This is a genomic window from Roseateles sp. DB2 (assembly GCF_051857535.1).
Taxonomy (GTDB): domain Bacteria; phylum Pseudomonadota; class Gammaproteobacteria; order Burkholderiales; family Burkholderiaceae_C; genus Roseateles_B.
The window spans coordinates 1-25,161 of the sequence record NZ_JBPZGY010000004.1 but is presented as its reverse complement, the minus strand read 5'-3'; the positions used below and the strand labels follow the sequence as shown (position 1 = coordinate 25,161).

The 25,161-nt window shown below is 67.4% G+C and carries 17 protein-coding genes, 1 tRNA gene and 2 pseudogenes; 11 read left to right on the top strand and 9 right to left on the bottom strand.

The features are described 5' to 3' along the window. Positions 1 to 66: 66 nt before the first annotated feature. The gene (gene sbcB / locus ACS5PK_RS07515; protein WP_439439617.1) at positions 67 to 1,509 is read right to left on the bottom strand and encodes an exodeoxyribonuclease I; all 1,443 of its coding nucleotides are present in this window, start codon (positions 1,507 to 1,509) and stop codon (positions 67 to 69) included. 203 nt (positions 1,510 to 1,712) lie between these two features. Between sbcB and ACS5PK_RS07510 the strand changes: the two genes are divergently transcribed. Continuing rightward, positions 1,713 to 4,040, top strand: coding sequence for a penicillin-binding protein 1A (locus tag ACS5PK_RS07510; RefSeq protein ID WP_439439616.1), 2,328 nt, complete (start codon positions 1,713 to 1,715; stop codon positions 4,038 to 4,040). 87 nt (positions 4,041 to 4,127) lie between these two features. Here the strand turns inward: ACS5PK_RS07510 and ACS5PK_RS07505 are convergent, their stop codons facing one another. Then, the gene (locus tag ACS5PK_RS07505) at positions 4,128 to 5,177 is read right to left on the bottom strand and encodes a S41 family peptidase (protein ID WP_439439615.1); all 1,050 of its coding nucleotides are present in this window, start codon (positions 5,175 to 5,177) and stop codon (positions 4,128 to 4,130) included. A 205-nt stretch (positions 5,178 to 5,382) separates the two neighbouring features. Then, positions 5,383 to 6,489, bottom strand: a pseudogene (locus tag ACS5PK_RS07500) (beta-ketoacyl-ACP synthase III); the annotation flags it as partial. A gap of 293 nt (positions 6,490 to 6,782) precedes the next feature. On the opposite strand from ACS5PK_RS07500, the gene ACS5PK_RS07495 reads away from it, so the two are divergent. The 4 genes from ACS5PK_RS07495 to ACS5PK_RS07480 all read left to right on the top strand — a co-directional run bounded on the left by ACS5PK_RS07495 (position 6,783) and on the right by ACS5PK_RS07480 (position 15,175). Next, positions 6,783 to 7,760 carry a GMP reductase gene (locus tag ACS5PK_RS07495; protein ID WP_439439614.1) on the top strand — a complete coding sequence of 326 codons (978 nt, stop codon included), beginning with the start codon at positions 6,783 to 6,785 and terminating at the stop codon, positions 7,758 to 7,760. 499 nt (positions 7,761 to 8,259) lie between these two features. After that, positions 8,260 to 10,245: an acyltransferase family protein gene (locus ACS5PK_RS07490; protein WP_439439613.1), complete on the top strand. Its 1,986-nt coding sequence runs from the start codon at positions 8,260 to 8,262 to the stop codon at positions 10,243 to 10,245. Positions 10,246 to 10,429: 184 nt separating this feature from the next. Then, positions 10,430 to 12,202, top strand: a complete 1,773-nt coding sequence (locus ACS5PK_RS07485; protein WP_439439612.1) for a CocE/NonD family hydrolase — start codon at positions 10,430 to 10,432, stop codon at positions 12,200 to 12,202. 162 nt (positions 12,203 to 12,364) lie between these two features. Continuing rightward, positions 12,365 to 15,175 carry a valine--tRNA ligase gene (locus ACS5PK_RS07480; RefSeq protein WP_439439611.1) on the top strand — a complete coding sequence of 937 codons (2,811 nt, stop codon included), beginning with the start codon at positions 12,365 to 12,367 and terminating at the stop codon, positions 15,173 to 15,175. A gap of 132 nt (positions 15,176 to 15,307) precedes the next feature. Here the strand turns inward: ACS5PK_RS07480 and ACS5PK_RS07475 are convergent, their stop codons facing one another. Beyond that, positions 15,308 to 16,249, bottom strand: a complete 942-nt coding sequence (locus ACS5PK_RS07475; RefSeq protein WP_439439610.1) for an NAD(P)-dependent oxidoreductase — start codon at positions 16,247 to 16,249, stop codon at positions 15,308 to 15,310. 83 nt (positions 16,250 to 16,332) lie between these two features. Between ACS5PK_RS07475 and galU the strand changes: the two genes are divergently transcribed. Continuing rightward, complete coding sequence (gene galU / locus ACS5PK_RS07470; RefSeq protein ID WP_439439609.1) at positions 16,333 to 17,205, top strand: UTP--glucose-1-phosphate uridylyltransferase GalU; 873 nt, start codon at positions 16,333 to 16,335, stop codon at positions 17,203 to 17,205. Between the two features lie 83 nt (positions 17,206 to 17,288). On the opposite strand, the gene ACS5PK_RS07465 is transcribed toward galU, so the two are convergent. Next, positions 17,289 to 17,516, bottom strand: a complete 228-nt coding sequence (locus ACS5PK_RS07465) for a sulfurtransferase TusA family protein (protein WP_183106294.1) — start codon at positions 17,514 to 17,516, stop codon at positions 17,289 to 17,291. A 25-nt stretch (positions 17,517 to 17,541) separates the two neighbouring features. Next, a complete protein-coding gene (gene cysM / locus ACS5PK_RS07460; RefSeq protein ID WP_439439608.1) occupies positions 17,542 to 18,453 on the bottom strand; it encodes a cysteine synthase CysM in 912 nt (303 codons plus the stop codon). A 183-nt stretch (positions 18,454 to 18,636) separates the two neighbouring features. Here cysM and ACS5PK_RS07455 point away from each other — a divergent pair. Together ACS5PK_RS07455 and ACS5PK_RS07450 are read left to right on the top strand one after the other, a co-directional pair. Next, positions 18,637 to 18,721: transfer RNA gene (locus ACS5PK_RS07455), tRNA-Leu, on the top strand. 293 nt (positions 18,722 to 19,014) lie between these two features. Beyond that, on the top strand, positions 19,015 to 19,593 hold the full coding sequence (locus ACS5PK_RS07450) for a rhomboid family intramembrane serine protease (protein WP_439439607.1): 579 nt from the start codon (positions 19,015 to 19,017) through the stop codon (positions 19,591 to 19,593). 12 nt (positions 19,594 to 19,605) lie between these two features. Here the strand turns inward: ACS5PK_RS07450 and ACS5PK_RS07445 are convergent, their stop codons facing one another. After that, positions 19,606 to 20,529 carry an SDR family oxidoreductase gene (locus ACS5PK_RS07445; RefSeq protein ID WP_439439606.1) on the bottom strand — a complete coding sequence of 308 codons (924 nt, stop codon included), beginning with the start codon at positions 20,527 to 20,529 and terminating at the stop codon, positions 19,606 to 19,608. Between the two features lie 144 nt (positions 20,530 to 20,673). On the opposite strand from ACS5PK_RS07445, the gene ACS5PK_RS07440 reads away from it, so the two are divergent. From ACS5PK_RS07440 to ACS5PK_RS07430, 3 genes are all read left to right on the top strand, one after another. Continuing rightward, positions 20,674 to 21,711 (top strand): CDP-6-deoxy-delta-3,4-glucoseen reductase, encoded by a 1,038-nt coding sequence (locus ACS5PK_RS07440; protein WP_439439605.1) that lies wholly within the window; start codon positions 20,674 to 20,676, stop codon positions 21,709 to 21,711. Positions 21,712 to 21,840: 129 nt separating this feature from the next. Then, the gene (locus tag ACS5PK_RS07435; RefSeq protein WP_439439604.1) at positions 21,841 to 22,575 is read left to right on the top strand and encodes a 2OG-Fe dioxygenase family protein; all 735 of its coding nucleotides are present in this window, start codon (positions 21,841 to 21,843) and stop codon (positions 22,573 to 22,575) included. 215 nt (positions 22,576 to 22,790) lie between these two features. Continuing rightward, positions 22,791 to 23,885 (top strand): Leu/Phe/Val dehydrogenase, encoded by a 1,095-nt coding sequence (locus tag ACS5PK_RS07430; protein ID WP_439439603.1) that lies wholly within the window; start codon positions 22,791 to 22,793, stop codon positions 23,883 to 23,885. Between the two features lie 216 nt (positions 23,886 to 24,101). Here ACS5PK_RS07430 and ACS5PK_RS07425 read toward each other — a convergent pair whose 3' ends face one another. Beyond that, the gene (locus tag ACS5PK_RS07425; protein WP_439439602.1) at positions 24,102 to 24,821 is read right to left on the bottom strand and encodes an ABC transporter ATP-binding protein; all 720 of its coding nucleotides are present in this window, start codon (positions 24,819 to 24,821) and stop codon (positions 24,102 to 24,104) included. A gap of 201 nt (positions 24,822 to 25,022) precedes the next feature. Further along, positions 25,023 to 25,161, bottom strand: a pseudogene (locus tag ACS5PK_RS07420) (ABC transporter ATP-binding protein); the annotation flags it as partial.

The following is a 25,161-nucleotide window of genomic DNA, read 5'->3' as shown; positions in this document are numbered from 1 at the left end:
GCTGTGCGATGGGCGAGGCTGGCGTGGCGTGGTGCCACACCCCAGCGCCAAGACGCGCGGCCGGCATCACAGAGGCGGTGCGATGGATTCGGCGTAGTCATACAGAGCGCCCAGGATGTCTTGGCTGCGTTCGTCCTCCGACTGCTCCCCGAGGGCGTCAATGCGTTCAAAGAAGGCGGCGAGGCTCAGAGCGCCGCCTTCTCCGCCATGCAGCCGGGCCACGCAGTGCTGCTGCCATCGCGCCTGTTCGGCCTCGCTGAGGCTGTCGGGGAAATTGCGTGCCCGGTAGCGGAACAGCAGCTCTTCCAGGCGCCCGTCCTCGAAGGCGATGCGGCTGTGGGCCACGCGCTCGGCGAGGGCGGTGCCATCCAGGGTGCGCAGGCGCTGGAGCTGGCGGCGGTCCTCGGTGCCGATGAAGCCGCCGTAGAGATCTTCGTCCACATCCTGGGGCGGCAGGGGCTCGCGCTGGTAGACACGCGACCACAGCCCCGACAGCGCCGAGCCTTTCTCGGCCAGCAGCTGGGCATGGGCCAGGGCCTGCGTCTTGTCCAGGCCCCAGCGCTGAGCCACGGCGTCACTGACCGTGGCGAGATTGCCGATCACCACCGGCGACTTGTTGACGTGGATGGACTTGATGGGCAGCCGGGTCTGCCCCTCGGGCAAATCGGACTGGCGGGTGAACAGCCGGGCGCGCACGGCTTCGGCGTCCAGGCCGAACAGCTCGGAGGGATCCTGGGACAGGTCCCAGACGATCAGCTCGTTCTTGTTGGTCGGGTGGGCGGCCAGCGGCCACACCAGGGCCAGGCAGCCCCGCTCCACGCCGTACATGCCTGAGACGTGCCAGAAGGGCCTGTTCACGCCAATCTCGGCCCAGACAGCCTCCTTCTTGCGCAGCTTGAGGCAGAAGTCGAAGAGGCGCGGCTGCTTCTGGCGCACCAGGCGCGCCAGGGCAATGGTGGCCCGCACGTCGGACACCGCATCGTGGGCCTGCTCATGCGCCAGGCCGTTGGCACGGCTGAGGTCCTCCAGCTTGAAGGAGACGCGGCCATCCTCATGGCGCGGCCATTCGATGCCCTCGGGGCGCAGCGCAAAGGTGCAGCGCAGCATGTCCAGCAGGTCCCAGCGGCCGCAGTCGTTCTGCCATTCGCGAGCATAGGGATCGATGAGGTTGCGCCAGAAGAGGAAGCGGGTGACCTCGTCATCGAAGCGAAGCGTGTTGTAGCCCACACCCACCGTACCGGGCTGGGCCAGCGCGGCCTCGATGCGGGCGGCGAACTCGCGCTCCGGCACACCTTGCGCCTGGCAGTGCTGGGGCAATATGCCGGTCAGCAGGCAGGACTCGGGGTCGGGCAGGTAGTCCGGAGCGGGTTGGCAGTAGAGGGCAAGAGGCTCGCCGATCTCGTTGAGCGCGGCGTCGGTGCGAATGCCGGCAAACTGGGCGGGGCGGTCATGGCGCGGCACGCGGCCGAAGGTCTCGTAGTCATGCCAGAAGAAGCTGAAGGTCTGCATGGGCCCGCACGATACTCCATCCGGAGACACCCGCGCCCAAGACGCTCCCCTGCCCGCTGGATGCCGCTGCATGCCGCTGCATGCCGCGGGAATGCAGCCCCCCCCACCCGGCATGCGAGCACGGCCAGGTGGCGCACAGCGGTCCGGGGTCCGCGCACGCCCGGAGCACATAATCCAGCGCATCGACGAGTTGCCCGTTCTCCATGACCCCCTCCCGCAGAAAGCCCTTACGCCCGTTCCCATCGCAGCAGCAGGGCTGGACCTACCGCCGGCTGCTGCTGTGGTGTGCGCTCGGCCTGCCCCTGGCGCTGCTGCTCCTGCTGGGCGTCGCGGCGGCTTTCATCTACCCTTCCCTGCCCTCGCTGGACAAGCTGACGGACTACCAGCCCAGGCAGCCTCTGCGCATCTATACCTCGGACGAGGTGCTGATCGGCGAGTTCGGCGCCGAACGCCGCAGCTACCTTCCGCTGAAGGACATCCCCAAGCGCATGCAGGATGCGCTGCTGGCCGTCGAGGACTCCGCCTTCTATGAGCATGGCGGCATCAGCTACACCGGCATCCTGCGCGCGCTGCTGAGCAACACCGTCAGCAGCCGCAAGCAGGGGGCCTCCACCATCACCCAGCAGTTGGCGCGGGACCTCTACCTCACCAAGCGCCAACTCTACAGTCGCAAGTTCGTCGAGATGCTGCTGGCCCTGAAGATCGAGAGCCAACTGCCCAAGGAGAAGATCCTCGAGGTCTACATGAACCAGATCTACCTGGGACAAAAGGCCTATGGCTTCGAGGCGGCGGCGCAGACCTACTTCGGCAAGTCACTGAAAGACCTGGACGTGGCCGAAACCGCCATGCTGGCAGGCCTGCCCCAGAACCCGGCCTATGCCAACCCTGTCGCCAACTTCCAGCGCGCCAAGCGCCGGCAGTTGCTGGTGCTGGAGCGACTCAAGGACACCGGCGTGATCACGCCCGAGGAGCATGACCGCGCCCGCGAAGAGAAGCTGCGCATCCGCAGCAGCCAGGACGAGCGCCTGCATGGCGAGTACGTGGCCGAGCTGGTGCGCCAGCAGATCTTTGCCCAATATGGCGAGGAGTCCTACACCCTGGGCCTCAAGGTCTACACCACCCTGGTCTCGGACCAGCAGCAGGCGGCCTATCGAGGCCTGCGCAAGACCCTGCTGGAATACGAGCGACGCCGTCCCTGGCGCGGCCCGGAGGGCTTCATCGAGTTGCCCGAAGAGGCCGGCGAAGAGGATGCCGTCATCACCCAGGCCCTGGCCGAGCACCCGGACAACGACGAACTGCGCGCCGCCGTCGTCACCAAGGTTGCCGGAGGCAAGCTCTACGCCTCGCTGCAAAGCGGTGACGAGCTGGTGATCAGCGGCGACGGGCTGCGCGCCCTGGGCAATGCCCTGTCGGACAAGGCCAGGCACGAACTGCAGGTCCGCCGAGGTTCCATCCTGCGGGTGCTGCGTGGCCTGCCCACCAAGGAGTATCCACACGGTGCCTGGGCCGTGACACAGTCGCCGGAGGCCGAAGGCGCGCTGGTGGCCCTGGCGCCGGACAGCGGAGAGGTCCGCGCCCTGGTCGGGGGCTTTGACTTCAACCGCAACAAGTTCAACCATGCCACCCAGGCCTGGCGCCAGCCGGGCTCCAGCTTCAAGCCCTTCGTCTACTCGGCGGCGCTGGAGCTGGGTATCACGCCCAACACCCTGATCAACGACGCGCCCCTGGTCTATGACAACTGGGAGCCGCGCAACTACGACGGCAGCTACGACGGCCCCATGCCCATGCGCACGGCGCTGGCGAAATCCAAGAACATGGTCACCATCCGCCTGCTGGAGCAGGTAAGCCCACCCCGAGCGCGGCAATGGGCCGGACGTTTCGGCCTGGATGTGGACAAGCAGCCCGACAACCTCACCCTGGGCCTGGGCTCGGGGTCGGTGACGCCCATGCAGATGGCAGGCGCCTATGCCGTGTTCGCCAATGGCGGCCAGCTGCGCAAGCCGGTGATCATCCAGCGTGTGCTGGACGCCAAGGGGCAGGTCTTGTTCCAGTCGCAGCCAGCGGTCGACGGCGAGCCCGCCATCTCGGCCCGCAATGCCTACATCGTCAGCAGCCTGCTGCAAGAAGTCACCACGCGCGGCACGGCAGCACGCGCCGCCGGTCAGCTCAAGCGCACCGACATCTACGGCAAGACCGGCACCACCAACGACTCGGTAGATGCCTGGTTCGCCGGCTTCCATCCCCGCATGGCCGCCGTCGTGTGGATAGGTTTTGACAACCCGCGCAGCCTGGGCGACCGCGAAAGCGGCGGCGGCCTGGCCCTGCCCGCCTGGATCAGCTTCATGGAAGTGGCCCTGCGCGGCGTGCCGCCCTCCGAACTCCAGCCGCCCAGCGAGGGCCTGGTACGGGATGGGCAGGAATGGGTCTTCGAGGAATACGCCGGCCCGGCGGGACTGCAGCAGATCGGCATCACGGCCTTGCCGGCAGGAGCGGCCTCGGCCGTCTCCGGCGCGACCAGTTCGACGCCGTGAAGGCAGGCTGCCCAAGCCGCCCTGCCCGCTGAGCCACTGGCGCAGCGGGGCCGACGCGGGCCTGGCGCCTTGGCGGCCTGCGCTCGCTCAGGGCTTGCCGTGGCCCGCGGCGGCCGCGCGTTGCAGCGAGCCGCCTTCCAGCCAGCGCTGCACCGCCTGCAACTCGGCCGCGGCGTCGGTGGGCGCCTGCAGCTCGGGCAGCAGGATGTCCGGCAGCACGCCGCTGGCATCCACAGGCAGCTGCGGCAGGCGCAGGCTGCGCGAAGTGGCGTACCAAAGGTCGCGGCGCCCTGATGGCAGGGCGAAGGGGCGCATATTGCTGTAGTCCAGTGCGCCGAAGCTCGGGCGTCCCAGCAGCTTGACACCCAGGCCCTGACGCACGGTCAGCAGGAATTGCTCGCAGGAGCTGCCGCAGTCGCGGTCCATCAGCACGGCCACCTTCTGAGGCCGACGCTTCTCGGGCACCACGCCGCGCTCGTAGACAAAGCGGTCGGCCTGCACCCGCGCCCAACTGCCGGCGGGCACGGCACGAAGCGCGGCCAGCACCGACTGCGCAAACAGGGCACAGGCAGCGTCTCCCGGCGCATAACGCGCACAGATCTGCTCATGCGCGCGCTGATTGGCCGGCGTAGACAGCCACTCCACCCCCACGCTCACAGGCTGCTCGGCCAGCAGCCAGGGCAGCAGGGGGGCATAGCTGCTGTCGGCGCCGCCGTCGTTGTCGCGCACGTCGATGATCCAGTTCGGGTGGCTCAGCAAGGCTGCACGCTGCTTGCGCAGCAGGGCCTCCAGCGCGGCTCGGTGCGGGGGGGAGAAGCTGGGCAGGTGAATGACCAGCGTGCGGGGCGTCAGCAGGCGCAGCGTCGGCTGGCGTGCGGCAGGCGCGCTCTCCTGTGTCGGGGCAGCGGCGGCCACGGCCTGGGAAAGCGCCTCCGAGCCCGGGCTGCTGCTCACCCACAGATGTCCCTTGCGCCAGAGCTTCAGGTAGTTGTTGAGCAGGACCAGGCAGGCCTTGTCGTCGGCCACCTGGGCTGCGTCGCCGCGGGCCCGCAGCAGGGCCGCCGCCAGCGCCTGCTCTCCGCGTTGAGGCAGCAGGTCTCGCGCGCCTGCATCGTTCTCCATCAGGAAGCCGGGCATGGCCTCAAGATCCCTGGTGCAGGCATCCCCTGCCCCCAGGGCCTGCTCCGTGGGCAGCGCGGATTGCGCCAAAGCAGCCCCGGCAAGCCCCCAGGCCAGCGCAAGCCCCAGGGCCAGCGCACTCAAATGCCGCCACGCCAACTGCCTTGCTGCCGACTGATCCATGGTTGCGCCTCCCTCCAGCATTCGTCTTTTTCCTGCATCCTGACAGGCTGCCCACCGAGTAGCCCGCGCCGAAAGAGCAGATCACGCCGGTGTCGCCCGGCTGCAGGTCGGCCCGATGGCGGTGAAAGGCAATGATGGAACCGGCCGAGGCTGTATTCGCGAACTCGTCCAGGATCAGCGGAGCCGCGTCCGAGCCGGCCTCACCACCCACCAGCTTCTTGACGATCAGCTGATTCATGCCCAGATTGGCCTGGTGCAGCCAGTAACGGCGCACCGCGGTGGTTTCCAGGCCCAGCTCGCCGAGATGACCCTCGATGTGGGCCGCAGCCACAGGCACCACTTCCTTGAACACCTTGCGCCCCTCCTGGCGGAAGGTCTTGTCGCGGGCCTGCGGGTCGCTGTCCTCGCTGCGGTTCATGAAGCCGAAGTTGTTGCGGATGTTGTTGGAGAACTGCGTGGCCAGCCTGCTGCCCAGCACCTCCCAGCACTCGGCTGCCACGGCATCTTCGGCACGCTCGACCACCAGCGCGGTGCAGACGTCACCAAAGATGAAATGGCAGTCGCGGTCCTTCCACTCCAGGTGGGCCGAGGTGATCTCGGGGTTCACCACCAGCGCGCAGCGCGAGGCGCCGCTGCGCACGGCGTTGTAGGCCTGCTCCAGCGCAAAGGTCGCTGAGGAACAGGCCACGTTCATGTCAAAGCCGTAACCGCCCGCCCCCAGCGCCTGCTGGATCTCGATGGCCATGGCCGGGTAGGCGCGCTGCATGTTGGCCGCGGCGCAGATGACCATGTCCACGGCCTTGCCCTCTCTGCCGGCAGCGGCCAGGGCCTGGCGGGCGGCGTCGACGGCGATCTCGGCCATCAGCGAGAGTGCGTCGTCCGGGCGCTCGGCGAAGCGAGGGTACATGCGGGCCGGATCCAGCACGCCGTCCTTCTCCAGCACATAGCGCTGCTTGATGCCCGAGGCCTTCTCGATGAACTCCACGCTGGAATGGGCCAGGGCTTCCACCTGGCCGGCAGCGATGGCCTCGGCCTGCTCGGCGTTGTGGCGGTCCACGTAGGCGTTGAAAGCCTGGACCAGCTCGGCGTTGCTGATGGTGTGCGGCGGCTGGTAAAGGCCGGTGCCGCTGATGACGACTGCATGCATGGACAAATCCTGTGGGCGGCACCTGGGGCGCCTGCTGAAGCAGGCAAGTGTAGCGAGGGGGTTTGGCGGCTCCATTGGCGGCTTCCCCCAGATCGGCTTGCACCATGGACACCCATTCCGCGTAGAATCAATCACCGGGCCCAAATTTTGGCGCCCGGTTTTTTGTGCCCGCACCTTGCCCTGCTGCAAGGCCTCGCGGCCCCACAAAGTTCTGACCGGGACTCCAAGTCAAGCGCTCGCAGCCGAGGCCGTGCACTGCACCAACGCACGCCGCAATGCGAATCCCTTGAACCATGGAAATCTTCGACTACGACAACATCCTCCTCCTGCCGCGCAAGTGCCGTGTGGAGAGCCGCGCCGAATGCGACACCTCCATCGACTTTGGCCCGCGCCGCTTCAAGCTGCCGGTGGTGCCGGCCAATATGAAGACGGTGGTGGATGAGCACATCACCGAATGGCTGGCCGCCAACGGCTACTTTTACGTGATGCACCGATTCGATCTGGACGCCGTGGCCTATGCCCGCGCCATGCGCGACAAAGGCCTCTTTGTCTCGATCAGCTCGGGCGTGAAGGAGGCGGACTACGCCCTGATCGACCGCCTCGCCGCCGAAGGCGTGGGGGCTGACTACATCACCATCGACATCGCGCATGGCCATGCCGACAGCGTGCAGCACATGATTGCCCACATCAAGCAGAAGCTGCCGGACACCTTCGTCATTGCCGGCAACGTGGGCACGCCTGAGGGCGTGATCGACCTGGAAAACTGGGGCGCGGACGCAACCAAGGTTGGCATCGGTCCCGGCAAGGTCTGCATCACCCGGCTCAAGACGGGCTTCGGCACCGGCGGCTGGCAGCTCTCGGCGCTCAAGTGGTGCGCCCGCGTGGCCACCAAGCCCATCATCGCGGACGGTGGCATCCGCCATCACGGCGACATTGCCAAGAGCGTGCGCTTCGGCGCCTCCATGGTGATGGTGGGTTCGCTCTTTGCCGGCCATGAAGAGTCGCCTGGCAACACGGTGGAAGTCGACGGCAAGCTCTACAAGGAGTACTACGGCTCGGCCTCGGACTTCAACAAGGGCGAGTACAAGCATGTCGAGGGCAAGCGCATCCTGGAGCCCGTCAAGGGCCGCTTTGCCGACACCGTGCGGGAAATGCGCGAGGACCTCCAGAGCTCCATCTCCTACGCAGGCGGCCGCCAACTGGTCGATCTGCGCAAGGTGAACTATGTGATTCTGGGGGGAGAAAACGCCGGCGAGCATTTGTTCATGTAACGCTCCCCAATGACTCCGGCGTTTCGGCGCCAGCCAAAACGCCGGCGAGCACTTGTTCATGTAACGCTCCCCAATGACCCCGGCGTTTCGGCGCCAGCCAAAACGCCGGCGAGCATTTGTTCATGTAACGCTCCCCAATGACTCCGGCGTTTCGGCGCCAGCCAAAACGTCGGCGAGCACTTGTTCATGTAGCGCTCCCCAATGACCCCGGCGTTTCGGCGCCAGCCAAAACCCCGGTGAGCATTTGTTCATGTGACGCCCCCTGCATCCCCTGCGGATCGGTCCCAGCCCAAACGCAGGGGTGCGTCAGCTCAAGGCCTCGTGGCAACCCAGCCCCGCCCTCCGACAGCGAGCAGCGAATTGTTAGAACTTGTTTCAAAATCACCCCTAGCGACGCAAAAAACGCAGGCCAGGCCCTTATTTGAGTGAGCCCCTGGCGCCGCCGGACAGCATGCCCTCGCCACAATGCAGGCCTTGTCCGGTTCAGCCCAGCGCCTGCATGCCTCACCCCTCTCCATCCGCCAGCTTCCGCCTGGACATCAACGGTCTGCGCGCCTGGGCTGTGATGTCCGTCGTGCTCTTCCATCTCGGCGTGCCCGGGCTCAGCGGCGGCTTTGTCGGCGTGGACGCCTTCTTCGTCATCTCCGGCTACCTGATGACGGGCATTCTGCTCAAGGGGCTGGATGCCGGCCGCATCCCCGTGGCCGATTTCCTGCTCGCCCGAGCACGCCGCATCGTTCCGGCTCTGCTGCTGCTGTGTCTGAGCCTGCTGCTCCTGGGGTACTTCGTGCTGCTGCCGCTGGACTACAAGCGGCTGGCTTCGCACAGCCTGGCTACGGTGGCCTTCTTCTCCAATCACAAGTACTGGGGCGAGGCCGGCTACTTCGATGCGAGTTCGCATGACAAATGGCTGCTGCACAGCTGGTCGCTGTCCGTCGAATGGCAGTTCTATCTGCTGCTGCCACTGGTGTTCCTGGCCGTCTTCAGGCTGGGCGGCCGTCGTCGGCAGCTCTGGCTGGTCCTGGGGGGACTGGGCTTGCTGAGCCTGGGGCTGTCAGTCTGGCTCAGCCTCCGGGATCCCACGGCAGCCTATTACGGCCTGCACAGCAGGGCCTGGGAGATGCTGCTGGGCGGCCTGCTGCATGCCTTGCCGGCCTGGCGAGCCGGCCAGGAGCGACTGCGCAGCGCCCTGGAGGCCCTGGGCGCTCTGTTCCTGCTGGGCAGCATGGTGCTGATTGACGGCCGCTGGCCCTGGCCCGGGCTGCCAGCCCTGCTGCCCACGGTGGGGACAGCAGCCATCCTGCTGGCCGCCCGACAGAATTCGCCGCTCACCGCGCCAACCTTGCTCCAGTACCTGGGCAGCCGTTCCTACTCCATCTATCTCTGGCACTGGCCGGCCTGCGTGGTCTTGAGCTATCTGGGGCAGGAGCGCCAGGCCCTGCCCCAGCTGGCAGCCCTGCTGGCCACCCTGCTGCTCAGCGAGGCTTCATGGCGCCTGGCGGAGCAGGCGGCAACTCGCCACCTGGCGCGGTGGGGGCGAGGCCCGGCTGCGCTTCGCCTCGCAGGGGCCACGGCCTTGCCCGCGGTCCTGGCGGTGGGCCTGTGGCTGGCCCAGGGCTGGCCAGGACGCTTCGATGCGCGGGCCGAGGCGATCGCTGCGGTCGGCCAGGAGCACGCCGAACGGGCCAGCGAATGCCATGCCCGCGAGGAGCCGCGATCGCCGATGTGCCAGTTTGGCGAAGGTCCGCCAGCCTGGGTGCTCCTGGGCGACAGCCATGCATCGATTCTGGTCGGCGCTGTGAAGGCGGCCCTGCCGCCAGGGCGCTCCCTGCTGCAGATGACCTACTCCGGCTGCCCCTACGTGCATGACGCACGCTTCGACACGCCCTGGGCCTCGGCTTCCTACGACTGCGCGGCCTTCAACCGCTGGGCCCGCGACACCATCGCAACGCTGCCGCCTGAGGTCGGCGTGGTCCTGGCATCGCGCTATGCCTCGCGGGCCTTCGGTGCCAATGAAGCGGCGCCAGAAGAACAGCGTCCACGCATCGAGTTCCCGGCCAAGGGCCCGGTGGATCCCGACCGACTGGGCCATTTCGCCTCGCAGCTGAGCCACGACATCTGCGAGCTGGCAGCCACGCGCCCTGTGTGGGTGGTGCGCCCCATCCCCGAGATCGGCCGTCACGTGCCCCAGCTCATGTCCAGGCGCCTGGCCATGGGGCAGGAGCCGGAACTGGGCCTGGCCTGGCAGGACTACCAGGCCCGCAACGCCTGGGTCTGGCAGGCTCAGGACGAGGCGCGGCGGCGCTGCGGCGCACGCATCATCGACCCGACCGCCCTGCTGTGCGACGGGCAACGCTGCGCGACCAGCCGCCAGGGTCGTCCGCTCTACATCGACGACAACCACCTCAGCGGCTTTGGCAACGCCGAGCTGGCGCCGGTATTCCGCAAGGCCTTGAGGGAACAGGACCCGAGCACATCCGACTGAGCCTGTCGCCTGTAAGTTCTTTCAAAAGCGCCGGCCTGCATCAACTTGATGCAGGCCGGCGTCGTCTTTTTACAGCTTCTTCTGGGAATTCACCGCTATCCAGCCCTGCGCCCCACTCCAACAATAAAACGAACGGTCGTGCTATTTCAGCACCAAGACCGTATCAAGCAAAAGGAGACAAGCCATGCAGAGTTGGAAGAATTTCGGGAGCAGCAGGACTGCGGCGCGCCCTCGTCGCGCCGCACCTGCACTGCTCGCAGCCTTGCTGGGTGCAGGCCTGAGCCTGCTGCCCCTGGGCGCGCAGGCGCTGGGCTGCCGCAGTGCCACCCCTGCGGAGGCGGCGGTCTACACCCTGCCTCAACTGATGCCGGGCGTGACCTCGCCCAGAGACGGCACCTGCTTCATCGGCGGGCTCAGGATCCCCGGCAGCGATGGCACGCTGCTCAGTGCCAACGTGTTCCTTCCCAAGGCAGATCCCACGGGCGCCAAGGCGCCGGCCGTGATGTTCATCAGCAGCTGGGCGGCGGCTGACTTCTTCGAGTACGTGGGCCAGCAGCAGCGCCTCGCCCAGCAGGGCTATGTAGCCTTCGCCTACACCGCGCGAGGCTTCTGGGGCTCCGAAGGGACGGTGGGCGTGGCCGGTCCGGCCGACGTGGCGGACGCCTCCAGCATGCTGGACTGGATCAGCGCCAACACCCCGTCCGACCCGCAACGCCTGGCCTCCGCCGGCATTTCCTACGGTGCGGGGCTCTCGCTGCTGGCAGCCGCCCGGGACAGCCGCATCAAGACCGTGGTGGCCATGTCCGGCTGGGCGGCGCTGATCGAGCAGATGTACCGCAACGAAGTGCCCAACCCCATCTGGCTGGACATCCTGCAGCTCTCCGGCCAGCTCACCGGCCGGCTGGATCCGCTGGTCGCGAACTACAACAGCCTGCTGCAGAACCCCGACACGCCTGCGGCCAGGATCAGCGAGATCGCCAACTGGGCCTGGGCCCGGTCGCCCAGCAGCGTGCTCCCGCAACTCAACAGCCGCCGCGTGCCCATCATGCTGGTCAAGAACTGGCAGGACGACATGTTCTCGCCCAACTCCAGCATGGCGCTCTTCGCCGGTCTGGAGGGACCCAAGAAGCTGCTGCTGCAGAGCGGCATCCATGCCTCCGCCGAATTGCCCGGCGCCGTCCTGGGCGTGGACCAGCACATCTGGACCCAGGCCCAGCGCTGGCTGGCCCGCTGGCTGAAGAACGAGGCCAATGGCGTCGACACCGAACCCAAGGTCGATCTACAGCCCAAGTTCGCGGGCTACCGCGAACTGCTGTCCAACTGGCCGGCACCCGAGCTGAAGACGCAGTCCCTGTACCTGCAGCCTCGCGGCGCCGTGCGCTGGGACTGGAGCTGCCTCTGCACCCGGGGCTGGACCGGCGGCCTGGGCAGCGCACCCAGCACGGAGACGGTCAGCGACCGCATCGGCAACAGCTCGGACACCACGGCCAGCAGCGGCCCCCTGCCCGTGCTCTCGCCCTTGATGGAGAGCGTGGGCCTGCCGGTGATCAACCACCAGGCCACCATCCTGTGGGGCAACGGCATCCGTTACGAGGGCGGCTGGCTCAAGAGCGCGCTGAAGCTGCGCGGCATCCCCAACCTCCAGTTGCGCATCAAGCCCTCGCAGGCGCGCGGCCTGCTGGTGGCCTACCTGTATGACGTGGACGCCGCCGGCTTCGGCACCCTGATCACCCACGGCGCCCGCGCCTGGCACCAGGCACAGCCCGGGCAGGCCATGAACCTCAGCCTGGACCTCGTGGCCACGGCCTACGACGCACCGGCCGGCCATTACCTGGCGCTGGTGCTGGACACGCGCGATCCGCTGTACGGCAACCCGGTGCGCGCAGGAGAGTCCTTCGAGTTCAGCCTTGAGTTTGCCCCGGGGCAGACGCAGCGCCTGACCCTGCAGTCGCGCTGAGCAGGGGCTGAGCCGCACCGAGCCCCCACTGAGCGCCGCCCCCAGGATTCAGCCTGAGGAGCAGGCGACGGGGCCCCTACAATCGGGCAACCCCTGATTCCCGCCGACGGGGCGCCTCCGCGAGGAGACGCCCCGTGGCCATTTCAAGCAGCAAAGCGCGTCATGACCGAACTTGCCAAGTCCTTCGAGCCCGCCGCCCTGGAAGCCCATTGGGGCCCTCTGTGGGAGTCCCAAGGCCTCTACCGTCCCACCCTGGACAAGAGCCGCGACTCCTTCTGCATCCAGCTGCCGCCGCCGAACGTGACCGGCACCCTGCACATGGGCCACGCCTTCAACCAGACCATCATGGACTCGTTGACGCGCTACCACCGCATGCGCGGCCACAACACCCTGTGGGTGCCTGGCACCGACCACGCCGGCATCGCCACGCAGATCGTGGTGGAGCGCCAGCTGCAGGAGAAGGGCCAGAGCCGCCACGACCTGGGCCGCAAGAACTTCGTCGCCCAGGTCTGGGAATGGAAGGAGCAGTCCGGCAGCACCATCACGCGCCAGATGCGCCGCATGGGTGACTCGGTGAGCTGGGAGCACGAGTACTTCACCATGGACGACAAGCTCTCCAAGGTGGTGACCGAGACCTTCGTGCGCCTCTACGAGGAAGGGCTGATCTACCGCGGCAAGCGCCTCGTCTCCTGGGACCCCATCCTGAAGTCCGCCGTGTCCGACCTGGAGGTGGAGAGCGAGGAAGAAGACGGCTCGCTGTGGCACATCCGCTATCCGCTGGCCGAAGGCAGTGAGTCCCTGGTCGTGGCCACCACCCGCCCGGAAACCATGCTGGGCGATACCGCCGTGATGGTCCACCCCGAGGACGAGCGCTACCGCCACCTGATCGGCAAGCAGGTGAAGCTGCCCATCACCGGGCGCCTGGTGCCCGTGATCGCCGACGACTACGTGGACAAGGAATTCGGCACTGGCGTCGTCAAGGTCACGCCCGCCCACGACACCAACGACTACCAGGTGGGCCTGCGCCACAAGCTGCCCATGCTGACCATCTTCGACCTGGAGGCCAAGGTCAGCGCGCATGAGGCCACCGAGATTCCGGCCGAGTACACAGGGCTGGACCGCTTCGTCGCCCGCAAGAAGATCGTGGCCGAGCTGGAGGCCCAAGGCCTGCTGGTCGAGGTCAAGAAGCACAAGCTGATGGTGCCGCGCTGCGCCCGCACGGGCCAGGTCATCGAGCCCATGCTGACAGACCAGTGGTTCGTGGCCATGAGCAAGGCCGGCGCCAACGGCAAGAGCATCGCCGAGGAAGCCATCGAGGCCGTGAGCTCCGGCGACGTCAAGTTCGTGCCCGAGAACTGGGTCAACACCTACAACCAGTGGATGAAGAACATCCAGGACTGGTGCATCTCGCGCCAGCTGTGGTGGGGCCACCAGATCCCGGCCTGGTATGACGAGGACGGCCATGTCTACGTCGCCCGCAGCGAGGCCGAGGCGCAAGCCAAGGCCCCGGGCAAGACCCTGACCCGCGACGAGGACGTGCTGGACACCTGGTACTCCTCCGCCCTGGTGCCCTTCTCCACCCTGGGCTGGCCCGAGGCCACCCTGGAGCAGGACCTCTTCCTGCCCTCCTCCGTGCTGGTCACGGGCTACGACATCATCTTCTTCTGGGTCGCCCGGATGATCATGATGACCAAGCACTTCACCGGCAAGGTGCCTTTCAAGCACGTCTACATCCACGGCCTGGTGCTGGATGCCCAGGGCAAGAAGATGTCCAAGTCCGAGGGCAATGTGCTGGACCCCGTGGACCTGATCGACGGCATCGAGCTGGCGCCCCTGCTGGACAAGCGCACGCAAGGCCTGCGCAAGCCCGAGACTGCGCCCAAGGTCCGCAAGGCCACCGAGAAGGAGTTCCCCGAGGGCATCCCTGGCTACGGCGCCGATGCCCTGCGCTTCACCTTCGCGGCCATGGCCACGCTGGGCCGCTCGGTCAACTTCGACTCCAAGCGCTGCGAGGGCTACCGCAACTTCTGCAACAAGCTCTGGAACGCCACCCGCTTCGTGCTGATGAACACCGAGGGCCAGGACTGCGGGCTCAAGGAGCACACTGCCGCGGACTGCGAAGGCGGCTACCTGAGCTTCAGCCCGTCTGACCGCTGGATCACGAGCGAGCTGCAGAAGGTGGAGCAGGCCGTGGCCCAGGGCTTTGCGGACTACCGCCTGGACAACGTCGCCAATGCCATCTACGACTTCGTCTGGAACGAGTACTGTGACTGGTACCTGGAGATCGCCAAGGTACAGATCCAGGTCGGCAACGAAGCCCAGCAGCGAGCCACGCGCCGCACCCTGATTCGCGTGCTCGAGACCACGCTGCGCCTGCTGCACCCGGTGGCGCCCTTCATCACCGAAGCCCTGTGGCAGACCGTCGCCCCGGTGGCCGGCCGCAAGAACAGCGAGTTCATCGTCAACGCCGCCTACCCCGTGGCCCAGCCTGAGAAGATCGACCCGGCGGCCATCGCCTGGGTGGAGCAGCTCAAGGCCGTGGTGGGCACCTGCCGCAGCCTGCGCAGCGAGATGGGCCTCTCGCCTGCCGAGCGCGTGCCCCTGCTGGTGGCCGGTGGCCAGAGCTTCATCGCCGAGGCCGCCCCGCTGATCAAGACGCTGGCCAAGCTGGCCGAGGTGCAGCTGGTGGATGACGCCACCTTCGAGCAGGCCGCCGCCGCGCTGCCGGTGCTGGTGCATGGCGAGGCCCGCCTGGCGTTGAAGGTGGAGATCGACGTCGAGGCGGAACGTGCCCGCCTGGGCAAGGAAGTCGTCCGGCTGGAAGGCGAGATCAGCAAGGCGACGGCCAAGCTGTCCAACGAGAGCTTCGTGGCCCGCGCGCCTGAGGCCGTGGTGGCCCAGGAACGCCAGCGCGTGGTCGAGTTCAGTGCAACGCTGGAGCGGCTGAAGGCGCAGGCGGCGCGACTGGGTTGATGTGTCTCGCGGGATTCCTCACCCGAATCCTGGCAGCACAGCACAAGGGGGCCGGCAACGGCCCCCGCTGCTTTTGGGGCTGCGAATCAGGAAGCCGGTGATGGCCTTCCCGGATGACGCAGCCGGAGGTCTTCAAGCCCCGCTGGGCTCCGCCACAGTGCCGGCCCTCGCCTCCGGCTTGCTCAACAGCTCATCCATGCGCCGTGCCACGGCCCAGGCGGCCCGCACGCGCGACTCCCGCGTGGTGCTGGCCACGCGCGGCGTGATCTGCAGATTGGGCATGCCGTGCAGGGGCCGGTCGGGCTCCAGCCAGCCGGGCTCCACGCTGTCCATCCAGGCGGCGAGGATGCGACCACTGCGCATGGCGCCTGCCAGGGCCACATCGTCGAACATGGCGCAATGCGTGAGCGCCACGACGACCTGGTTGGCCTTGGCGTGCCCCAGCACCCGGTGGCCCAGCAGGCCCTTGTAGCGCGGGTAAAAGGGCAGTTGCACGCAAAGCACATCGCTCTGCTCCATCAGCGCACGCAGGGCCACGGGCGGGATGTTCCATTGCTGCCAGAGTTCCTCGCTCTCATGCAGCGAGGGGTCGTAGCCCAGCACCTTGGCACCAAAGGCCGGCAGGATCTGGGCCAGGACGCGCGAGGCCGGTGTCAGGCCCAGCAGCCCCACCGTGGATTGCCCCAGCTCCCGCCCCACCAGCAAGCCATCGGCCCCATAGACCGGCACGCGGCGCAGCATGTTCAGGGCCGCGCCCAGCATGTATTCGGCCTCGGCCTGCGCGGTCGCCGTGCCGGAGCGCACCAGCTCCACCTCGTGCATGCGACAGGCCTCGATGTCCACAGTCTCGATGCCGGCACTCACTCGGCCTATCACCCGCAGGCGCGGTGCGGCCTTCAGCAGTGAATGGTCCACCGCAACGGTCGGCGGCAGGATGAGGCCGTGCATCTGCTGCAGACCTTCACGCAGAGCAGCAGGATCGCGGGCCAATTCAGGCGCCACACGCACGGCATGCCGCTTGCCCAGCCATTCGATCACGTCCGCGTCCAGAGGTTCCAGCACCAGCAAATTCATCTTTTCATGTTCCCGACGGCCTTGCGCTGAGGCCAGACACCCCGTGCCACAATCCAGCGAATCCGCTCCAGGCAGCTCGCCAGATGCAAATCAACAAAGCCATTTTCCCAGTTGCGGGCCTCGGCACGCGTTTTCTCCCGGCAACAAAAGCCCAGCCCAAGGAAATGCTGCCGGTCGTGGACAAACCTTTGATCCAGTATGCGGTTGAAGAGGCCTATGCCGCAGGTATCCGGGAGATGATCTTTGTGACCGGCCGTCACAAGCGCCCCATCGAAGACCACTTTGACATGAGCTTCGAGCTGGAGGTGGGTCTGGAGCAGGCCGGCAAGCAGGAGCTGCTGGAGGTGGTGCGCAGTGTCAAGCCGGATGACATGGAGTGCATCTATGTCCGGCAGGCACAGGCCCTGGGACTTGGTCATGCCGTGTTGTGCGGGCAACGCCTGGTGGGCAACGAGCCCTTTGCCGTGCTGCTGGCGGATGACCTGATGGTGGGCCCCCAGGGTCAGCCCGTGCTGAAGCAGATGGTCGAGCAGTTCCGCGAGTGGCGCGTCTCCATCCTCGCGGTGCAGGAAGTGCCCGCCGAACACACACGCCGCTACGGCATCGTGGCCGGCGCGCCGGTCAGCGACAAGCTGGTGGATGTCCAGCGCATCGTCGAGAAGCCCGCCCCTGACGTCGCGCCTTCACGCCTGGGCGTTGCGGGGCGCTACATCCTCACCCCGGGCGTCTTCCATGAGATTGCCAGCCAGCCGCGCGGCGTGGGCGGCGAGATCCAGCTGACGGACGGCATCGCCGGCCTGCTGCGTCGCGAGAAGGTCTTCGCCTACCGCTACGAGGGCAAGCGCTACGACTGCGGCTCCAAGGAAGGCTTCCTGCAGGCCAATGTGGAACTGGCGCTGGCGCATCCTGAGCTGGGCCCGGGCTTTCGAGAATACCTGCAGTCGCTGCCCATCTGAGCCTGCGCGTCCCACGCAATCAAAAGGCCTGCGGACTCGGTCAGAGCCGGCAGGCCTTCTCGCTGACAGGGGCGGGGGGCCGCTCAGCGGCGCTTCAGCACGTGCACGAACTCCTCGCCGGACTGGCTCTGCGCCACCAGCTCGTTGCCGGTCTGGCGGGCGAAGGCCTGGAAGTCGCGGGTCGAGCCCGGGTCCGTGGCCACCACCTTCAGCAGCTGCCCGCTCTGCATTTCAGCCAGGGCCTTCTTGGCCTTGAGGATGGGCAGCGGGCAGTGCAGGCCGCGGGTGTCGAGTTCCTTGTGGATGTCCATGTGCGTCACTTTCCTGGGCAGGATTCTAGGCAGGGAAGACGCCGGTGGACAGGTAGCGATCACCCCGATCACAGACCACGAAGACCAGGGTCGCGTTGCTGAGCGTGCGGGCCAGTTGCAGGGCCACCCAGCAGGCGCCGGCCGCAGAGATGCCGGCGAAGAGGCCCTCCTCGCGGGCCAGGCGACGGGCCATGTCCTCGGCGTCGCTCTGACTGACCTGCACCAGTTCGTCGACCTGCTCGGGACGGTAGATCTTGGGCATGTAGGCCTCGGGCCACTTGCGGATGCCAGGGATGCGCGAACCCTCGGCCGGCTGGGCGCCAACGACACGTACCGCCGGATTCATTTCCTTCAGGTAGCGCGAGGTGCCCGTGATGGTGCCCGTCGTGCCCATGGCACTGACGAAGTGGGTGATCTCGCCGCCGGTATCGCGCCAGATCTCGGGCCCCGTCGTCTCGTAATGGATGCGGGCGTTGTCCTCGTTGGCAAACTGATCCAGCACGCGGCCCCGGCCATCACGCTGCATCTGCTCGGCCAGGTCCCGGGCGTACTCCATACCGCCGGAGCGCGGCGTCAGGATGAGTTCAGCGCCAAAGGCCTTCATGGTCTGGGCGCGTTCGATGGAAAGGTCCTCCGGCATGATCAGCACCATGCGGTAGCCGCGCATGGCTGCGGCCATGGCCAGCGCGATGCCGGTGTTGCCCGAGGTGGCTTCGATCAGGGTGTCACCAGGCTTGATCTCGCCGCGCTCCTCTGCACGCCGGATCATGCTGATGGCGGGGCGGTCCTTGACCGAGCCAGCGGGATTGTTGCCTTCCAGCTTGCCAAGCAGCACATTGCCGCGTGCCGCCAACTCCGGCCCCAGGATGCGATGCAGACGCACCAGCGGCGTATTGCCGATCACGTCCTCCAGACTCGGGTACTGTTTTGTGCTCATGGCGGCGATTGTCTATCAGCCCGCCCGCCCCCCACGGGCACGGGGCCTTGACAAGGCTCAAGCGGGCAGTGCCCGGGCAATCTGCCGCCGGTGCCAGGTGTTGCCTGGCTGGGCAGCCCCGGCGGCCTCTGAGTACCATGCAAATGCATGGCATAATCCGACGCTCGCGCTCAGTGCCGTTTTGCCCGGATGGCGAAATCGGTAGACGCAGGGGACTCAAAATCCCCCGCCGCAAGGCGTGTCGGTTCGAGTCCGACTCCGGGCACCACGAAATACGAAATGGTTGCTGATTGCGAAGAAAAACCACCGCCCGGTGGTTTTTTCATTTCTGCGCCCAGGTCCCGGCGCAATCTCCTCCGAACGCCCCCACCGAACGCCCCCGTCCAAGCATCCCTTGCAACCGCCCCCAGGCGCTGAAGGGTCGCACACAGGACCGCTCCACGCCATCCCCGGGGGACAGCCCGGCCCCTCGCGCCTGCAGCGCCGCGAGGCCCTGCCAGGGGCCGACCGCATACACTTCGCCTCACGTCCCCGTTCCTCAGCGCAAGACCTGACACCACCATGCCCCAACTGCCACCCGTCACCAAAGCCTTCATGCTGGCTTGCGTGGGTTTCTATTGCCTGTTCATTCTGATGCCTGAATGGCAGTACTGGCTGGCCCTGTGGCCCCTCACCAGCGGCAATTTCATGCCCTGGCAGATGGTCAGCTACGCCTTCCTCCACGGCGACGCCATGCATCTGTTCTTCAACATGCTGGGCCTCTGGATGTTCGGCTCCGAGCTGGAGCTGGTCTTCGGCCGGCGCCGCTACCTGCAGCTCCTGGTGGCTTCCACGCTCAGTGCCGCGACCATGCAGCTGCTGTTCACCTTCGCCATCGGCTCCTTTGCACCGACCGTGGGCGCCTCTGGCGCGCTCTTCGGCCTCCTGCTGGGCTTCGGCATGCTGTTCCCGGACCGGGTGATCATGCCCCTGTTCCCGCCCATTCCCATGAAGGCCAAGGTCTTCGTGGCCATCTTCGGTGCCCTGGAGCTGCTGATGGGCCTCAGCGGCGCCAGCGGCGTCGCCCACTTCGCCCACCTGGGTGGCATGATCGGCGCCTGGCTGCTGATCAACAACTGGCGCAGCGGCCGACGCCGCTGAAGTGCCGGAACCTCAGCGTCCGGCCAGCAGGCCCACGCGCACGTCCGCGTAGCGCAGGCGCAAGCCCAGCTCGCGCTTCATGCGCGCGTTGAGCAGGCGGCGGGACTCCGCCATGAAGCTCAGCTGCATGGGCGACAACTGCTCCCGCGCCTGCGCCCGGCTGATGCGCGGCGGGCGTGGCAGGCCGCAGAGATCGGCCGCGAGGTCGAAATACTCGCCCATGCGCAGTTGGGTGTCGTCGCAAACATTGAAGCAGCGCCCCACCGGCGCGCGCAGCAGCGCCCGCACGCAGACACGAGCCAGGTCATCGGCATGGATGTGGTTGGTGAAGACATCATCCGCCGCCTCCAGCACCGGCGTGCCTCGCGCCAGGCGCTCGCGAGGATGCCCACCTTCGCGGTCCCAGGCGTAGATGCCGGGCACGCGCAGCACGCTCACATGCGCCCCGGTCTCGCTCCCGAAACGGCGCAAGACCAGCTCCGCATCGACGCGGCGGTGCGCGCGGTCCGAGCGCGGCCGCAGCGCTGCGGTCTCGTTCAGCCACGCGCCCTGCGCATCACCGTAGACACCCGTGGTGCTGGCGTAGACCAGTACCTGCGGCGCTCGCCCTCGGCGCAGAGCCTGCAGCAGGCGGCGGGTGCGCAAATCCTGGGCACCGCTGGCCTGCGGCGGCGCCAGGTGCAGCACATGGGTAGCAAGACCGGCCAGGCGGCGCAGGCTGGGGGCATGGTCGAGATTGCCCAGCAGCGGCGAGGCGCCAGCGGCCCGCAAGACCTGGCACCGGGACGGCGACGACGTCAGCGCATAGACCTGCCAGCCCGCCGGCAGGCTGCGCAGCACGCGCATGCCGACATCACCGCAGCCGACGATCAGCAGCCGCGGTCTGGCAGCAGGCTGCGGGGCATCTGGCAGGGGGAAGTGCTTGGACATGGACATGGGCGAAGTGCAGGATGGCCAGGCCCGAAAGGACAGGCTGACGAGGCCCGGCCCTGCTCAGGCAAAATGTCGACCTAGTGTACGGCCCGCCCTGCCGAGTCCCCGGCAGGACACGGGCCGCTTTATTGTCCGGACCTTCCCACCATGAACTTCCAGATCACCGTCCAGCCCAGCGGCCGCGAGTTTGCCGTCGAACGCGATGAAACCCTGCTCGGTGCGGCCATCCGCCAGGGCGTCGGCCTGCCCTATGGCTGCAAGGATGGCGCCTGCGGCTCCTGCAAGAGCAAGCTGCTGGAGGGCCGGGTGATCCATGGCGCGCACCAGAGCAAGGCCCTGAGCGCCGAGGAAGAGGCGCAAGGCATGGTGCTGACCTGCTGCGCCACCCCTCAGACCGACTGCGTGCTGGAGGCCCGCACCGTGCCCGGTGCCGGGGAGTTCCCCGTGTTGAAGCTGCCCAGCCGTGTCATGAGCATCGAGAAGCCGGCGCCCGATGTGGCCGTGATCCGCATGCAACTGGCGGCCAACCAGAACTTCCAGTTCCATGCCGGCCAGTACGTCGAGTTCATCCTGCGCGACGGCGCCCGCCGCAGCTACTCCATGGCCAATGCGCCCCACAACCTGGGCACGCCCGCCGCCATCGAGCTGCACATTCGCCACATGCCCGGCGGCAAGTTCACCGACCACGTCTTCGGCGCGCTGAAGGAGAAGGACATCCTGCGCATGGAAGGCCCCTTCGGCAGCTTCTTCCTGCGCGAGGACAGCGACAAGCCCATCGTGCTGCTGGCCAGCGGCACCGGCTTCGCACCCATCAAGGCCATCCTTGAGCGCATCCAGCACCTGGAGCTGACGCGGCCCGTGCACCTCTACTGGGGCTGCCGCAGCAAGTCGGACCTCTATCTGCACGACTGGGCCGAGCAAGCCGCCGCGCAGATGCCTACGCTGCGCTACATCCCCGTGCTGTCCGAACCCAAGGTCGAGGATGCCTGGACGGGCCGCACAGGCTTCGTCCACCAGGCCGTGCTGGCCGATCTGCCGGACCTCAGCGGCTTCCAGGTCTACGCCTGCGGCGCGCCCATCATGGTGGAGAGCGCCCAGCGAGATTTCACGGCCCAGGGAGGACTCCCGGCGGAAGCGTTCTACGCCGACGCCTTCACCTCCGAAGCCGACAAGCACGGCAGCTGAGCAGGCGGGGCCAGCCCCAGGCCCTGGGCACATGGCCCGGAGCACCACCTCATGCATGCCGCGCGCTGTGCGCCCGCACGGCTGGAACGCTCGCCTGGACGCCGATTTGACGGCCTCATACTTGTCCCCATGAAGCACTTTCCGCCGCCCTACGCCAGCCCCACCCAGTTCGAAGACAGGCTGCGAGAACTCGGCGCTGCCGTCATCGCGCCGGAGGGCTTGTGCCGCTGGGCAGGCTTGCGTGCCGAGGACCTGCAAGCGCTGGCACCCTTCTGGAACGATCTGCCACCGGACACTTATCTGCGCGACGGTGGTCGCTACCGCTTCCGCCGCCACGGCAGCTTTGTGGCCGAAGGCGGCCGGCTGAGCCAGCAGGCCCACCGCGCCCACTGGCAGCCCCTGGACTACAACGCGCTGCACGGCGGCCTGGAGCGCTGGTTCGAGCCCGTGCAGCCGGCCCTGGCCGCCCTGCCCGCCTGGCAGGCCCTGCTGCTGCGCCTGGCACGCGTGGCCGATGCGCTCAAGGGCCCGCAGCCCTGGTTCATCGAGACCCACCAGTTCCGCATCGACACCACCGACGGGATCGGCCGCCCCACGCCGGAGGGTGCACACCGCGACGGCGTGGACCTGGTCGCCGTGTTCCTGGTCAGCCGCGTGGGCATCAAGGGCGGCGAATCGCGCGTCTTCGAGGCCGACGGCCCGCGCGGCGAGCGTTTCACCCTGCAGGAGCCCTGGACCCTGCTGCTGCTGGACGACGAGCGCGTGATCCACGAGACCACGCCCATCCAGCCCGCCGCCGAGCATGGCCACCGGGACACGCTCGTCGTGACCTTGCGCCGCGGCAGCTTCCAGGACCCGGACTGAACCCCGTCCCCTCATGCCCTGCCAGGGGATGCGTGGCATGCATCACGGCATGCCGAATGCTTGTGCTTTGACGAAAGCGCCGGGCCTGCATCACCCCTACACTCTCGGCCCAGCGCGGCCACAAGCCGTGCTGATCCGCCGCCACAGGGCCTGGACTGGGCTGTTCCAGACAGGTGTGGCGCTCTTTCCTCTCGCATCACAAGTGCAAGCACGCCATGTCTGACCTCGTCCGAGCCCTGACCGAATCGCCGGCTTCCATCCCCTCCTCCCTCTTCGGCCTGCCCGAGCAAGCCGCCCACGAGCGCGTGCTCTTCGCCACCGACGAGCAGACCGGTCTGAAGACCATCCTGGCCGTGCACAGCACCGCCCGCGGCCCCGCCTTCGGTGGCTGCCGCTTCTGGACCTACGACAACGAGCTGGCCGCCCTGAACGACGCGCTGCGCCTGTCGCAAGGCATGAGCCTCAAGAACGCCCTGGCCAACCTGCCCTTCGGCGGCGGCAAGGCCGTCATCATCAAGCCGGCCGGCGACTTCGACCGCCCCGCCCTCTTCGCTGCCTTCGGCCGCGCAGTGGCCTCCCTGAACGGCGCCTACATCACCGCTGAAGACGTGGGCACCACCACGGCCGATATGCGCGTGGTGCAGCAGCACACCCAGTTCGTCAGCGGCATCCCGCGCGAAGGCGCCTTCGGTGGCGACCCCAGCCCCAAGACCGCCTGGGGCGTGTTCGTCTCCATCGATGAAGGTGTGAAGCGCGTGCTGGGCCGCAGCTCGCTCGAAGGCGTGACCGTGGCCCTGCAGGGCCTGGGCGCGGTGGGCTGGCACCTGGCCGCGTTCCTGCACAAGGCCGGCGCGCAGCTGGTCGTGGCTGACGTCAACGCCGACAAGGTCGCCCGCGCACAGGCCGAGCTGAACGCCCGCGCCGTGAGCGTTGGCGAGATCCTGTCGGTCCAGGCCGACGTGCTGGCGCCTTGCGCCCTGGGTGCCGTGCTGAACGCCCAGAGCATTCCCGCCATCCAGGCCAAGCTGATCGCCGGCGCCGCCAACAACCAGTTGGCCACCGTGGCCGACGGCGATGCACTGCAGGCCCGCGGCATCACCTACCTGCCCGACTATCTGGTCAACGCCGGCGGTATCGTCAGCGTGGCCCGCGAGTTCCGCAACGAGGGCGAAGAGTCCAAGGTGATGGCCGAGGTCAGCGAGATCCGCGGCCGCGTGGCCGAGCTGCTGGAGCGCATCAAGGTCTCGGGCAACACCCCCGGCCGCGAAGCCGACGCCTGGGCCCGCTCCAAGCTCGTGAAGCCGGTCTGATCGACCACCCCCTACGCGCTTCGCGCGCCCCCGCTAGGGGGCTGAGCCCGGACTGTGGAGGTTCAGCGAACCTCCACAGCCTGGCGAAGGGTCGAATCGCTAGATTCGACGCGGCCTGCAAGGCAGCCCGCAGGCCCGGCAAAGCCGGATCCCCAGGCTTCGCGCGGAGGCCGGGCGGCTGCGCCGCCGGCCATCCGTGCAAGCGGGGGGCAGTGTTCATTCACCAAGATAGGCGGCGCGGACCTTGGGATCGTTGAGCAGGTCCTTGCCCGCGCCGGTCATGGTGATCAGGCCGCTCTCCATCACGTAGCCGCGGTTGGCCGCAGCCAGCGCGCGGCTGGCGTTCTGCTCCACCAGCAGGATGGTCACGCCCTGGCCGTGGATGTCGTTCACGACCTCGAAGATCTTGTCGACCATGATGGGGCTCAGGCCCATGCTGGGCTCGTCCAGCAGCAGGACCTTGGGCTGCGTCATCAGCGCGCGGCCCATGGCCAGCATCTGCTGCTCGCCACCGGACATGGTGCCCGCCAGCTGCGTGGCACGCTCCTTCAGGCGCGGGAAGATGCCGAAGATTCGCTCGATGTCGGCCTCGATCTGCGCCTTGTCATTGCGGATGTAGGCGCCCATCTGCAGGTTTTCCACGATGGTCATGCGCGTGAAGGTCCCGCGGCCTTCCGGCACCATCACCAGGCCCTGCTTGACCAGGTCCCAAGCGCCCTGACCTTTGATGGACTTGCCCATGAACTCGATGTCGCCCGCGGCCACCGGCTGCAGGCCCGTGATGGCCTTGAGCGTCGTGGTCTTACCGGCGCCGTTGGCACCGATCAGGCTCACCAGCTCGCCACGGCGCACCTCGAACTCCGCGCCCTTCACCGCCTGGATCCCGCCGTAGGCCACCTTCAGCCCGCTGACCTTCAACAGCACTTCATTCGTCATTTCTTGACTCCAAATCTCTTGTGATACCGGCCGGCTCGCAAGGCCTTCCCGAGTGGAGCCCCAAGGTCCGGCTCTGCCGGCCCTCGGGCTGCCCTGCTGGCCGCGTCGAATCTTGCGATTCGACTCTTCGCCAGGTTTTGGAGGTTCACTGAACCTCCATAGTCCGGACGGCGCGCAGCGCGTTGGGGGGCAGGTGGGCCGTCAGTGCCCACCCGTTCCGAGATAGGCCTCGATCACCTTCTCGTTCTTCTGCACATCGGCGGGCGTTCCTTCCGCGATCTGCTTGCCGTAGTCCAGCACCGTCACGCGGTCGCACAGGCCCATCACCAGCTTCACGTCA

Bases quoted from the DNA above. Each gene is read 5' to 3' on its own strand.
- ACS5PK_RS07425 (WP_439439602.1), bottom strand. From the start codon at position 24,821: ATGACGAATGAAGTGCTGTTGAAGGTCAGCGGGCTGAAGGTGGCCTAC.
- sbcB (WP_439439617.1), bottom strand. From the start codon at position 1,509: ATGCAGACCTTCAGCTTCTTCTGGCATGACTACGAGACCTTCGGCCGC.
- ACS5PK_RS07485 (WP_439439612.1), top strand. From the start codon at position 10,430: ATGCAGAGTTGGAAGAATTTCGGGAGCAGCAGGACTGCGGCGCGCCCT.
- ACS5PK_RS07510 (WP_439439616.1), top strand. From the start codon at position 1,713: ATGACCCCCTCCCGCAGAAAGCCCTTACGCCCGTTCCCATCGCAGCAG.
- ACS5PK_RS07450 (WP_439439607.1), top strand. From the start codon at position 19,015: ATGCCCCAACTGCCACCCGTCACCAAAGCCTTCATGCTGGCTTGCGTG.
- ACS5PK_RS07475 (WP_439439610.1), bottom strand. From the start codon at position 16,249: ATGAATTTGCTGGTGCTGGAACCTCTGGACGCGGACGTGATCGAATGG.
- ACS5PK_RS07435 (WP_439439604.1), top strand. From the start codon at position 21,841: ATGAAGCACTTTCCGCCGCCCTACGCCAGCCCCACCCAGTTCGAAGAC.
- ACS5PK_RS07490 (WP_439439613.1), top strand. From the start codon at position 8,260: ATGCCTCACCCCTCTCCATCCGCCAGCTTCCGCCTGGACATCAACGGT.
- ACS5PK_RS07480 (WP_439439611.1), top strand. From the start codon at position 12,365: ATGACCGAACTTGCCAAGTCCTTCGAGCCCGCCGCCCTGGAAGCCCAT.
- ACS5PK_RS07440 (WP_439439605.1), top strand. From the start codon at position 20,674: ATGAACTTCCAGATCACCGTCCAGCCCAGCGGCCGCGAGTTTGCCGTC.
- ACS5PK_RS07505 (WP_439439615.1), bottom strand. From the start codon at position 5,177: ATGCCCGGCTTCCTGATGGAGAACGATGCAGGCGCGCGAGACCTGCTG.
- ACS5PK_RS07495 (WP_439439614.1), top strand. From the start codon at position 6,783: ATGGAAATCTTCGACTACGACAACATCCTCCTCCTGCCGCGCAAGTGC.
- ACS5PK_RS07445 (WP_439439606.1), bottom strand. From the start codon at position 20,529: ATGTCCATGTCCAAGCACTTCCCCCTGCCAGATGCCCCGCAGCCTGCT.
- ACS5PK_RS07430 (WP_439439603.1), top strand. From the start codon at position 22,791: ATGTCTGACCTCGTCCGAGCCCTGACCGAATCGCCGGCTTCCATCCCC.
- ACS5PK_RS07465 (WP_183106294.1), bottom strand. From the start codon at position 17,516: ATGGACATCCACAAGGAACTCGACACCCGCGGCCTGCACTGCCCGCTG.
- cysM (WP_439439608.1), bottom strand. From the start codon at position 18,453: ATGAGCACAAAACAGTACCCGAGTCTGGAGGACGTGATCGGCAATACG.
- galU (WP_439439609.1), top strand. From the start codon at position 16,333: ATGCAAATCAACAAAGCCATTTTCCCAGTTGCGGGCCTCGGCACGCGT.